Origin of the sequence: Sporosarcina sp. JAI121, assembly GCF_013408665.1 — a bacterium.
Classification (GTDB): Bacteria; Bacillota; Bacilli; order Bacillales_A; family Planococcaceae; genus Sporosarcina.
The window spans coordinates 974123-985945 of the sequence record NZ_JACCCL010000001.1 but is presented as its reverse complement, the minus strand read 5'-3'; the positions used below and the strand labels follow the sequence as shown (position 1 = coordinate 985945).

At 45.4% G+C, this 11823-nt stretch carries 13 protein-coding genes; all 13 read right to left on the bottom strand.

Going from position 1 to position 11823, the window contains the following annotated elements; all coding sequences use genetic code 11:
• Positions 1–54 precede the first annotated feature (54 nt).
• Positions 55–300: a PRC-barrel domain-containing protein gene (locus HDC33_RS04620; RefSeq protein ID WP_179391327.1), complete on the bottom strand. Its 246-nt coding sequence runs from the start codon at positions 298–300 to the stop codon at positions 55–57.
• A gap of 84 nt (positions 301–384) precedes the next feature.
• Complete coding sequence (gene sigG / locus HDC33_RS04615) at positions 385–1161, bottom strand: RNA polymerase sporulation sigma factor SigG (RefSeq protein ID WP_179391326.1); 777 nt, start codon at positions 1159–1161, stop codon at positions 385–387.
• Between the two features lie 94 nt (positions 1162–1255).
• Positions 1256–1966: an RNA polymerase sporulation sigma factor SigE gene (gene sigE, locus HDC33_RS04610; protein ID WP_179391325.1), complete on the bottom strand. Its 711-nt coding sequence runs from the start codon at positions 1964–1966 to the stop codon at positions 1256–1258.
• Positions 1956–2810 (bottom strand): sigma-E processing peptidase SpoIIGA, encoded by an 855-nt coding sequence (locus HDC33_RS04605; RefSeq protein WP_179391324.1) that lies wholly within the window; start codon positions 2808–2810, stop codon positions 1956–1958. Before HDC33_RS04605 ends, sigE begins: the two co-directional genes overlap by 11 nt.
• Positions 2811–3098: 288 nt before the next feature.
• Positions 3099–4274 (bottom strand): cell division protein FtsZ, encoded by a 1176-nt coding sequence (gene ftsZ, locus HDC33_RS04600; RefSeq protein ID WP_179391323.1) that lies wholly within the window; start codon positions 4272–4274, stop codon positions 3099–3101.
• Between the two features lie 41 nt (positions 4275–4315).
• Positions 4316–5593, bottom strand: coding sequence for a cell division protein FtsA (gene ftsA, locus HDC33_RS04595; protein ID WP_179391322.1), 1278 nt, complete (start codon positions 5591–5593; stop codon positions 4316–4318).
• A 97-nt stretch (positions 5594–5690) separates the two neighbouring features.
• Positions 5691–6059, bottom strand: coding sequence for a small basic family protein (locus HDC33_RS04590; protein WP_179391321.1), 369 nt, complete (start codon positions 6057–6059; stop codon positions 5691–5693).
• 3 nt (positions 6060–6062) lie between these two features.
• Entirely contained in the window at positions 6063–6782 is a 720-nt protein-coding gene (locus HDC33_RS04585) for a DUF881 domain-containing protein (protein WP_179391320.1), read from the bottom strand.
• A gap of 24 nt (positions 6783–6806) precedes the next feature.
• Positions 6807–7529, bottom strand: a complete 723-nt coding sequence (locus HDC33_RS04580; protein ID WP_179391319.1) for a DUF881 domain-containing protein — start codon at positions 7527–7529, stop codon at positions 6807–6809.
• On the bottom strand, positions 7507–8298 hold the full coding sequence (locus HDC33_RS04575; RefSeq protein WP_179391318.1) for a cell division protein FtsQ/DivIB: 792 nt from the start codon (positions 8296–8298) through the stop codon (positions 7507–7509). Before HDC33_RS04575 ends, HDC33_RS04580 begins: the two co-directional genes overlap by 23 nt.
• Before the next feature lie 16 nt (positions 8299–8314).
• On the bottom strand, positions 8315–9406 hold the full coding sequence (gene ftsW / locus HDC33_RS04570) for a putative lipid II flippase FtsW (protein WP_179391317.1): 1092 nt from the start codon (positions 9404–9406) through the stop codon (positions 8315–8317).
• A 74-nt stretch (positions 9407–9480) separates the two neighbouring features.
• Complete coding sequence (gene murD, locus HDC33_RS04565; protein ID WP_179391316.1) at positions 9481–10830, bottom strand: UDP-N-acetylmuramoyl-L-alanine--D-glutamate ligase; 1350 nt, start codon at positions 10828–10830, stop codon at positions 9481–9483.
• Positions 10831–11802 carry a phospho-N-acetylmuramoyl-pentapeptide-transferase gene (gene mraY, locus HDC33_RS04560; protein ID WP_179391315.1) on the bottom strand — a complete coding sequence of 324 codons (972 nt, stop codon included), beginning with the start codon at positions 11800–11802 and terminating at the stop codon, positions 10831–10833.
• Positions 11803–11823 lie beyond the last annotated feature (21 nt).

Genomic DNA, 11823 nt, shown 5'->3' with positions numbered 1-11823 from the left:
TCATCAATCTTTCATTTCATTGTACCAATCCGGGCGGTACATATCAATGATAATTCATTTTTCAGCGACCTTTTTACCGACTAGTACAATATCTTTGCCGATTGTAGTAATATCTTTCAGCTTGACACGCTTCGGATCTTTATCTTTCCCCTCAAAAAAACCGCTTCGCTCTCCGCCGCCCACATGCAAGGATTCGACTTTTCCGTTTTCGATATCAATTGTAGCGTCTTGGACAAACCCAAGAAACGAACCTTTCGTTGCATCGATAACTTCTTTTTTTTGCATCTCTGAAAACTTCATAAAATCCCTCCTTATGGTGAATATATGCTTACAGGCAAAAAAATAACGCAATGCGGTAGTCGCATTGCGTTACATTTATTATTTCTATTCCATTCCATCTTTAATGGTTTGAACTGCACTTTTCTCTAATCTTGAAATTTGCGCTTGTGAAATACCTAGTTCCTTGGCGATTTCGGTTTGTGTCTGTCCTAAGTAAAACCTTTTGGACAGGATTGATTGCTGTCTTTCATCCATGGTGGATACCGTTTCTTTTACCGAAACATAAGTTAGCCACCGCTCTTCCGAAACGGTTTTGTCCTGTATTTGATCCATCATGAATACTGGATCACCGCCATCACCGTTCATAGGCTCATGGAGCGACATCGGATCTTGAATCGCGTCAAGCGCAAAAAGGATATCGTCGGCCGGAATACCTGTCGCTTCCGATAAATCCGAAATTCGCGGTTCCCTTTGATTGTCATTAATGAACTGTTCCTTGGCTCGTATTGCTTTGTATGCAATATCCCGGAGTGATCTTGATACCCTGATTGAGTGATGATCACGCAGATGTCTTTTAATTTCCCCGATGATCATCGGGACTGCGTATGTTGAAAATCTGACATTATGTTTCAAGTCGAAGTTGTCGATTGATTTCAGCAAACCGATACAGCCGACTTGAAATAAATCGTCTGCCTGTTCCCCTCTGTATGCGAATCTTTGGACCAAACTTAGGACGAGGCGTAAATTTCCGATGACAAGTTCTTCCCTTGCCGAGTTATCTCCACTTTGCAACCTGACAAACGTAGCTTTCATCACGTCGTTCGTGAGTAACGGCAGTTCGGACGTATCGATTCCACAAATTTCTACTCTTGTACGTACCATTCGCTTTTCCTCCGCATTCTGTAGATGACTGTACAAGATAGTCTGTCCGCAGTCGTCCAGAATATGCGGGAATCCACTTCGCCAATTTCACCCATTATGCAATCGGCTGATTCAAGCTTTCACGCAGTTCCGAAATGATTTTCTTTTCTAGCCTTGAAATATAGGACTGGGAAATCCCAAGTAATTCCGCCACTTCCTTTTGTGTCATTTCCACTTGTCCCGTCAATCCGAAACGGCATTCCATAATATAGCGCTCCCGTTCGTCGAGACCCATAATGGCTTCAATCATGTGCTGGCGTTCAATTTTCTTTTCGACATCGTCAGTGATAATATGCTCATCTGTACCAAGGATATCCGATAAAAGTAATTCATTTCCGTCCGCGTCTGAATTTAACGGTTCATCGAAAGAAATTTCTGATCTGGTCTTATTTGTTTTTCGGAGATGCATCAGGATTTCATTTTCAATACATCGGGATGCATAGGTCGCTAATTTGATGTTTTTGTCCGTTTTGAATGTTTCAATCGCTTTTATGAGACCAATGGCACCGATGCTGATAAGGTCCTCGATATGTGTATTCGTATTATCGAAACGACGTGCGATGTATACGACGAGACGCAGATTTTTTTCGATAAGTCTGTCGCGCGCATTCATATCACCTTCCATGAATGCTTTGATTGTTTCCGCCTCTTCTTCACGGGTCAATGGCTTAGGAAGCGACTCATGCCCTCCAATATAGTATGTGCCATTTTTCCGTTTAAAAAAGCTGGCGATCACCGACATCCATTTTTTCAATTCATGTAGCATAAGCAGTTCCCCTTTCCCCATTTAATGATTCCATTGCGGATACGTGCAAAATGGCTTCTGCACCATCAGGATAACGGCGGTCATTTTTTGTCACTACAATATAACCCGGCTGCAGTGCATTTCCGTCTCCGATAACCCATCGATCGAATCTGAATCCGACTGCCCAGGAATTCCCCTGGACAGTTACCAATCGAATCAGCCGAATCTGTTTTTGATAGGCTTCAGGAAATCCCGACATTGAAGGTGCACCATGTGGATCCCAAGCAAGCAATTTCTTCAGCAATTCTTCCGGCATGTGTCTTTCCAACGCTTTTAATGATACAAAGTGGACGGGAGCACCTGACAACGGCTCCGTGCAACCGTTCCCTGAATCGACGAACACATCAATTTCAATTTCAGCATTCCAAATATCTATAACGGACGACGCTCTGAGCGCTGATACATGGCGACCGGTTCTAACGTCAAGCCATTTCTTTTTCATGAAATAAAGTGAGACATACGCCACAACCGCATAGGTGAGCACGTTTATCGAAGAACTAAAAATAGTGATCCGGTATTGGAAAGCGGTTAAAAATCCACCGGCAAAAACCGCTCCTATCAAAACCATCGACGCGGATTTTTTCCACGGTTGAAAAGATTTTCCGAAAGCAACTACCGTCATGCAAAAAAATGAAAGAATTACAATAATCATTGATGAAGGAAAAATGACAACTGGCAATGCACCCGCAAAAGAAGCGAACACGAGCCGTCTGCGGGCGGCTTGGACGTTTCCTACCTTGTTGGCGAATGAAAGAATTGCGTAATTGAACAACATATTCATTCCGACAATGATTTCTCCGTACATAAACCGCCCTCCTTGGAAACAACTTTATCACCTATCCCATGAAATGTTTGTCGGAACGGGGGCGATGTAAAAAAAAGAAATCGACAGGATTCGATTCCAAATTAATGGTCGATCGGGGTGAAGATAAGGTCGGTCTACCACGTAATATATCCTGTCTGTCGTGTTATACGGTCAATCTAGTCTGCCCATCTATATGGTCGCTTTGCAAGAATACCCAGATGGTTAAATATAAAAAAGCTTTCCGAAAAGTGCGGGTGCACCTTTCGGAAAGCTTTTGATATGTCTTTATTATCTACGTCTATTGCGTAAAAATGTCGGGATATCGAGCGCATCGTCTTGTTGACTGCTTTGAGGCTGACGCGTCGGTTCCTGTTGTTGGAACTGCGGCGCTTCCTCCCTTTCCCTGCGCTCGCGCGTAGGGGGTTGTTGCACCGGCGGCTGCTGTTCACGCGTTTGTGAACGACTTGCTCCGAAGCCGGCGCTTCTCGCAGGCCGTGAAGCGGTTAGCTGCTCTTCGGTGAATCCTGTCGCAATTACTGTCACGATAATTTCATCTTTCAAATTATCATTAATGACAGAACCGAAAATCATGTTGACATCCTCATCCGACGCGGAGGCAACGATATCCGCCGCTTCCTGTACTTCGAACAGACTCAGATTCGAACCGCCTGTGATATTCATAAGCACACCTTTGGCGCCGTCTATCGATGTTTCGAGCAATGGGCTGGAAATGGCTTTCTTCGCCGCTTCGGCCGCCCGGTTTTCCCCGGTCGACATTCCGATCCCCATAAGAGCGGAGCCTTTATTGGACATGATTGTCTTGACATCAGCAAAATCCAGGTTGATAAGTCCAGGAACTGCAATCAGGTCCGAGATACCTTGTACCCCTTGACGAAGAACGTTATCCGCCTCGCGGAACGCTTCTAGCATCGGCGTATTTTTATCAACGATTTCAAGTAATTTATCATTTGGAATGACAATAAGCGTATCGACAGATTCTTTCATTGATGTAATACCGCCGATTGCCTGTGTCTGACGCTTGCGTCCTTCGAATGTAAACGGTCTTGTCACAACACCGACCGTCAGCGCACCGAGATCCTTCGCGATTTGTGCGATGACCGGGGCAGCACCTGTTCCGGTTCCCCCACCCATACCTGCAGTGACAAAAACCATATCCGCCCCGCGCAATGCCTCTTCAATCTGCTCTTTACTTTCTTCAGCCGCTTTTTTGCCGACTTCCGGATTTGCACCTGCCCCAAGTCCGCGTGTCAGTTTACCTCCAATTTGCAATTTCACTTCCGCACTCGAGAGATTTAAAGCTTGTGCATCTGTATTAACTGCAATGAATTCCACACCTTGTACTCCATGTTCAATCATTCGATTTACGGCATTATTCCCACCGCCGCCAACACCGATTACTTTAATGACCGCCAACGCGTCAACATTCGTATCAAATTCCAGCATCATTTCTCCTCCTAATCCATTTCCTACGGTTGTTTTTTGATTCATTCGAAGAAATTATCAAATACTCGCTTCGCCTTATCCAAAATACCTGGTTTTTTTTCTTTATTGCGTTCTGCCGGCACTTTCTTGTTGACTGATGCCGGTGATTGATGCTCGGAAGCCGAAACTGTCGGTGAGTCCGGCACATGACCGAAATATGAATCTTGCATATGTGCGTAGCGTATAAGGCCGACCGCAGTCGTATACATCGGCTCCCTGACCCCGATATACTCAGGCGTGTGGATTCGGACCCTTGTTTTCAGCACATGTCTTGCAAGTTGAAGAAGACCATCCATTTTCGTTATTCCGCCGGTCAATACGACGCCGCCCGGTAAATCCCGAACGCCCATCCTGTATAACTCTTCCAGCACAAGATCGAAAAGTTCTTCAAGTCGCACACCGATGATTTCCGATATGTATCGTTGACTATACTGATCTTTTGAATCAGCGCCGATGACAGGCACTTCAAATAACTCATCATCAGAGGCGTCATCGGAAAAAGCATGTCCATACTGATGTTTAATCTTTCTGGCCTGTTCAGTGGGGGTTTTTAAAATGATCGACAGATCTTTTGTAATATGGTCCCCACCTACAGGAATGACAGCCGTCGCCATGAACCTGTTTTCACCAAAAATGGAGACTGTCGTGGAACCGCCGCCGATGTATGCAGTACCATGGTTCTTTTCATCAGCTGTCAGCGCGAATGTACCCGCCGCCAACGGTTGTAGATAAATTTCTCGGATCACGAGACCCGCCCGCTCCACACAACGCAATATATTATGAACCAATGTTTTCGATGTAGTGATGAGCGTGCCGTCCATTTCCAGCCGGACACCGATCATTCCCCTCGGATCCGTTATTTCATCGTAATCATCGACGATGAACTGTTTCGGTATAATATTGACGATTTCACGCTCAGGGGGAACTGACATGACTTGTGCCGATTTCATGACACGATCCAAATCGTCGTCGGTGATTTCACGGTTTTCCGAGTTAACGGCCACTACTCCTTTGACATCCTGTAATATAACGCCGTTAGCAGGAATGCCCAGAATGACTTCGCGGATCTGCATCCCGATCATTCTTTCAGCCTGTTCTATTGCTTTTCGGATTGATTGGACGGTTGCATCTATATCGATGATCGTTCCTTTGCGTATTCCCGCGGATTGGACATTACCTACTCCGATAACGTGCAGGGAACCGCCATCCACCTCACCAATTAAGACTTTAACCGATGAAGAACCTATATCAAGTGATACATATAATTCTGATTGGCTCAATTACTGGCACCTCCCATATCAACTCTTAACTCCCATTCTATTGTATCAGGAGCGTATTGTCTAAATATTTTCGACATCTCTTGCTCAAACCCCTTCATTAAGGTTCATTTGTATTTGAAACCTTGCCTTTTTCTGTCCATTTCACAAGCATGATCCTTCTGATAACAGCAATGTTCTGGAATAACCTGACACCGAATGCAAATATTGCAGCCAAGTACAAGTCCACACCCAGATGCACACCCAGAAACGCCAGTGCGGCCGCTAGTGCGATATTAAAGAAGAATCCGGAGATGAATACCTTATCGTCGTACACTTGCTGCAAGTAAGCCCTGATGCCTCCGAAAAGAGTGTCGAGAGCGGCTAGTACGGCAATCGATAAGTAATTATCATAGATTTGCGGAATTTGGATGTCTGATAACAGACCTAGCGAAACCCCAAGCGCAAGCCCGAGTAAAGGTAACCACATAAGTTATTCCCCTTTCGGCAATTCCTTTAAAAATTGATTTTCAATCCTGTCGGAGTAGCCGCGGATTTCCACCGCCTGTTTGGGTTTTCCAACTTCAAGGATTAAATCATCCAGATAAAAATCATCATGAATCGTGGAAGCTGCTAAATAACTGTACAACTTTTCACTGTCCGCAAATGTCGGGGAAACGATTTTCATTGTGAAAGGAGGCGTTGAAACGTTCAGTCCATTCACGGTCGTCATTCCATTTATATCCCTGATTGAACTTAAAATCGTATACCGTTTACCATCAATTTCAAAAATGAGTCCTTTAAAACGATTCAACTCATTAACAAAACGTGTGAGCAGTTCCGGCGAAATCCCGGTGATAGGGATACCTAACGCTGCACTTTCCGCTGAGGGCTCGACCTTGATGACAATGCCGGGTCCTTCAATATCCGTAACGCCGGCTTGACGGTGTAGCTTGTCCACCGTTTGGGCAAGGGCCCTGCCTGTGTTTTCATCATTCAACGATCTGTATGTAAGTATCGTCTTGTCGAGCTCACGAATTTCAGACAGCATCTCGGAGTGAATCTGCTTTTCAGTAGCCAAGTCTTGGCGGATCGCCCAGACGTCACGTGTATCCCGTTTTTCAGGATTTTTCATCGAATTGAATTGGACGGCGGTCATAAACCCGACAAGGAGCAGAATCAATGTAAATTTCCAATGTATCGTTTTTTTCATCCGCCTACCCTCCCATGCCGATATTCAACTTTCATCCCGCAAAGCCGATAAGCGGATATCTTTTGATTGTTCTGTCGTAACCACGATATTATCACGGATCAAGCTATCGACCACTCCGCCTTTTAAATGCAGGGCGGAAGACAGGACATTCATATCACCAACCGCTTCTATCACGAATGGTGCCGGAAAAGTTTTCCCATCGACTGTAATGACTGGACCCGTGCATTGTATATGGGAGTTTGACGTTATTCTTTGTCCGTTTATCGCTAACCCCTGTGCTCCGGAGATTCTCAATTCGTTGACAATCCGAAGAATATGGCTTTCATGGACAATATAATCGTTCGGGTTCTGCTCAACCGGATCATAATCGGCATCCTTCAACGTAACCTTGACGCCTTGTCCAACAGCCGGGATTACGCCAAGCAGCAAGCGGAGATCTTTTGCTTCTTCAACGAGACCGGCATGATTTTTCTTCCCTGTGGAGAAAGAACGTTCATACTCACGTATCTCTTCCTGCTTGGCGGCGATTTCATCCGTCAGTTCCTTATTTCGTTCTTGCTGGCTTATTAACATTTCCCGATAGTCCTCTTCCTGAATGAAATGGGAGGGTTTAACAGTATTGGCCTCCTGATTTATTCCGAGGGTCCTGTAAGAAAATGCGAGAATGAAGCCGAGTACGAGAAAGACGACGGAAAAAAGAATGCTTCTGCCCCTCCTTTTATAGTCATTCCTCACTTTCTTCGTCAACCGGATCCTCCTCCTCCATTAACCCGTAAACTTTGCTGAAAGGAGTGAAAAAAGTACCGACTTCCATGTCTATAACACCTTTCTCATAGCCATCTAATTGTGCGGTAATGTCGGGATAATAAGACATTTTTTCCGCGAATGTGGAAATGAATGCCCGAACTTCAAACCCGTCATCCATATAAACCGTAATACTATCCGAACTTTCCTCGTCACCTTCGAAAATGATTTCCGAGATTGAGTGGAAAACATCATCATCCATTTTCACTAATTGTTTAGTCATCCGCTTCCGCAGTTTTGACGTTTTGAAATTGTTTAAAACTGGCGAATCGGCTTCCGGCAGTGATAGGGTGTCCTGAAACGTCTCCCCGCTTTCCAACAGCAGACTGTACTGTCCCCGATCTTCAAAGTAAGCTACGGTCTTCCATTCCGTAATGTCAATTTCGACGTCCCTGAACCATTTCCGTGACACCGAAACTTTCTGTACACCTTCAATTTTACCAAGTGTCTGCTCGACATCTCCCGCATTGAAGCTCCAAATGGACTTGTCCGCCGATAAACCGCTCCGATCCTTATAGAAATCGGGCTCATGAAGAACCGCGCCATTCACGATAATCTCCTCTACTTTACTGAGCGGTGATTGAAAATAAAGGATGAACAGGAGCGCCGTGATGAACACCGTCAACATGAACAGGAATTTTTTATTCGTTTTCCTGCGGCGCTTCTCCCGCATCGATGGAATCCGTTCTTCAATATCGATGACTTTGTCCATTTCGGCCCCTCCTTTATCATCCCGACTTTTTTCCGACTGTAAAATGCATAATTGTTCCGGCCGCTATCCATGTCGTCATCAGCGACGAGCCCCCGTAGCTAATAAATGGTAATGTGACACCTGTTACAGGCAACAATCCGGAAACAACACCTACGTTCAAGAACGTTTGAAAAACAATCATTGATCCCATTCCCGCTACCATCAGAAATGCATAAAAGCCCTTCGTCCTGATCGCAATCCCGAAAGTCGACGCCAATAAGACTGCGAAAAGTACTATAACGATTGTTGCGCCGATGAAACCCGATTCTTCCGCGATGATCGAGAAGATGAAATCATTTTGGGGCTCCGGTAAATAAAGATACTTCTGACGGCTATTCCCATAACCATGACCGACCAATCCTCCAGGCGCAATGGCGAACAGCGACTGAATCGCCTGAAAGCCGGTACCGAGCGGATCATTCCATGGATCGATATAAGATTTAATACGATCCAACCTGTATGGTGCCGCAGCAATCAACGCAACGAAACCACCAACCCCGGCCAATCCTAGAAACGCGAAGAAACGCAACGGGTATCCGGCTATGAACAAAATGACGAAAGCGGAGACGATCATGATGACAGCAGAACCAAGATCCGGCTGCAGCATGATGAGTGCCGCGGGAAGAAGAATCAATCCGAAATGACTCAGCCGGAAAACACCTTTACCGCGGTTTTGATCTATGCTACATGCAAGTTTCCCGATCAATGCAACTTTGATGAACTCGGCAGGCTGGATACTGAACGGTCCGAAAGCAATCCAGCTTTGGGAACCGTTCCGGACTGCCCCGATACCAGGTATGAGAACTGCGACGAGCATCAGAATCGTAATGATATAGAATGCCGTCCATGTTTTCGGATGTGATGTCAACGGGCTTTTCATGATGATAAGGGCAATACCAATGGACACTGCCATATAAATGCCCTGTTTGACGATGAAGGAGGAGGTATCCGCATAATGGACCGCACCCCAGTATGAACCGGCGGAATGGACAAAAGCCAATCCGATGAGTGACAGCGCCACGGCAGAAATGATAAATGATATTTTCAACTTTGTTTCCAGTGAACGCATCCTTCCGCAAATTTGCTGAATCGATTAAGGATTATTTATCAAATGGACTGAACTTCTGCCGTTCGCTTCAAAACTTATAATTCCATGACCGCTTCTATGAACCGATCTCCCCTGATTTCGAAATCAGGGTATTGATCCCAGCTTGCACAGGACGGCGACAAGAGGATGATATCCCCCTCCGCAGTGAGCGGATAGACTTTTTGTACGGCATCTTTCACATCAGCGGCAGTAAGGACCGTCGAAACGCCACATGACTTTGCAAATTCTGAAAACCTATTTGCGGTCTCTCCAACAGCAACTACTTTATGCACATTGCCCATATAAGGTCTTAGTTCTTCGAATGAATGCCCTCGGTCTAATCCGCCGGCAATCAGGATAGTCGGTCCATCGAATGCAGCGAGTGCACTTTTTGTAGCCAGTGTATTCGTTGCTTTCGAATCATTGTAAAACCTACGTCCATTCAATTCCTTGACGAATTGCATCCGATGCCGGACACCCGTGAAGGAACTTAGAACATTTTCAATTGCCGTTTTATCACAACCCAAAAGGATGGCAGCTGCTGTCGCCGCTAAAATATTTTCAAGATTGTGCTGTCCCGGTAACTTGATGACGGTTCGTTTTACATAAGGTTCCCCGTTCCAGTAAATTTGCTTATTATCAGCTGATATACCATTTTCCTTCATCCCGGTCAGTGAGAATGGAATCTTGACGGCAGAAGAACGTAGCGCATGCTTACGGAGTTCAGGCTGATCGTCATTGTAGATGAGGTAATCGTCTTGTGTTTGATTTTTGGTGATTTCATATTTCGCTTCAGCGTACGCTTCCGAAGTCCCGTGATAATCGAGATGTGAGTCATACAAATTTGTCCAGATGGCAATGTCAGGTCGGAAAGTTTCCGTCCCCATAAGTTGGAATGACGATGCTTCCAGGACAATGACATTTTCTTTTGTCGCTGTTTCGGCAACCGTACAGGAGACGGTTCCGATGTTCCCTGCGATTAGTGGCTGTTTTCCACCGATATTAAGCATATGGTACAGCAATGTGGTAGTTGTCGTTTTACCATTGGACCCCGTTATCCCGACGATCGGCGCTTCACTAATCCTGGATGTCAGCTCTATTTCTGTCCAAACGGGGATTCCCTTACCGAGCGCTTCCGCTACAACGGGGTTACTGTACGGGATACCAGGATTTTTCACAATGAAATCAAATCCATCTTCCAGAATACCGGCGGGGTGACCGCCGCAAATAACACGGATGCCTTCCGAACGGAGCACCGCGGCAGCTTCATTGCCATGATCCGGTGATGCGTCATTGACAGTCACTGACGCTCCCGCCGCATGTAGCAACTTCGACGCCGCAAAGCCACTTTTCGCAAGACCGAGAACCAATACTTTCATACCGTTAAATTGTTTTGCATTCTTCACTTACATCACCTCCAGCAAGACAGGGAGAATTGCTGCGAAAAATGCGATTCCCCAAAAAACAATAACGATTTTCCATTCGGACCAGCCAGATAATTCGAAATGATGGTGAATGGGACTCATCTTAAATACCCGTTTTCCTGTCGTTTTAAAACTGATCACCTGAATGATAACTGAAAGCGTTTCAATGACATAGACTATCCCGATGATGACAAGAAGGAATTCTTGTTTTATCAGCACGGAAATCATCGCAAGTGCTCCACCCAAAGCCAATGATCCCGTATCTCCCATGAAAACCTTGGCGGGCTTGACATTGAAGACGAGGAAGCCAAGCATTGCTCCTGTCACCACAAAAGCAAAGACTGCAATATCATGTTGTCCGTAAACAAGTGCATGGACGCCAAATGCTGCAAATGCGATGGATGATGTTCCTGCCACCAGTCCATCCAACCCATCCGATAAATTCACAGCGTTGGAAAATCCGACCAGCCAAAAAATAAGAAAGGCTACGTAGAATACACCAAGCTCGACTTTAAAATCAGTGAATGGAATTTGAACCGCAGTATCGAACGGTCCCAGTTTCAGAAGGAAAAATGCTGCAACTGCAACAATGATTTGCCCAATCAGCTTTTGAATGGACGTTAGCCCCAAGTTCCTTTTTAGTACAACGATAATAAAATCATCTAAAAATCCGATGACACCAAAACCGATTAGAACGAGCAACAGGACAATCGTCTGTGTTGTCAGCACACCGAATATGTATGAAAGGGCGAGCGTTGAAATGATGATGGAACCGATAAAAATAAGCCCGCCCATTGTAGGTGTACCCGCCTTTTTCTGATGGGTTTTCGGGCCTTCTTCCCGGATGCTCTGCCCAAACTTCAATCTCCTGAGAGCGGGGATAATTCCAAACCCCAATATTGTTGAAATGATGAACGCGACCCCAATGGCCGTCAATGTCGTGCCGAGTGTCATGATTTATTCTCCTTCTAACTT

Bases quoted from the DNA above. Each gene is read 5' to 3' on its own strand.
- HDC33_RS04620 (WP_179391327.1), bottom strand. From the start codon at position 300: ATGAAGTTTTCAGAGATGCAAAAAAAAGAAGTTATCGATGCAACGAAA.
- sigG (WP_179391326.1), bottom strand. From the start codon at position 1,161: ATGGTACGTACAAGAGTAGAAATTTGTGGAATCGATACGTCCGAACTG.
- sigE (WP_179391325.1), bottom strand. From the start codon at position 1,966: ATGCTACATGAATTGAAAAAATGGATGTCGGTGATCGCCAGCTTTTTT.
- HDC33_RS04605 (WP_179391324.1), bottom strand. From the start codon at position 2,810: ATGTACGGAGAAATCATTGTCGGAATGAATATGTTGTTCAATTACGCA.
- ftsZ (WP_179391323.1), bottom strand. From the start codon at position 4,274: ATGCTGGAATTTGATACGAATGTTGACGCGTTGGCGGTCATTAAAGTA.
- HDC33_RS04590 (WP_179391321.1), bottom strand. From the start codon at position 6,059: ATGTGGTTACCTTTACTCGGGCTTGCGCTTGGGGTTTCGCTAGGTCTG.
- HDC33_RS04585 (WP_179391320.1), bottom strand. From the start codon at position 6,782: ATGAAAAAAACGATACATTGGAAATTTACATTGATTCTGCTCCTTGTC.
- HDC33_RS04575 (WP_179391318.1), bottom strand. From the start codon at position 8,298: ATGGACAAAGTCATCGATATTGAAGAACGGATTCCATCGATGCGGGAG.
- ftsW (WP_179391317.1), bottom strand. From the start codon at position 9,406: ATGCGTTCACTGGAAACAAAGTTGAAAATATCATTTATCATTTCTGCC.
- mraY (WP_179391315.1), bottom strand. From the start codon at position 11,802: ATGACACTCGGCACGACATTGACGGCCATTGGGGTCGCGTTCATCATT.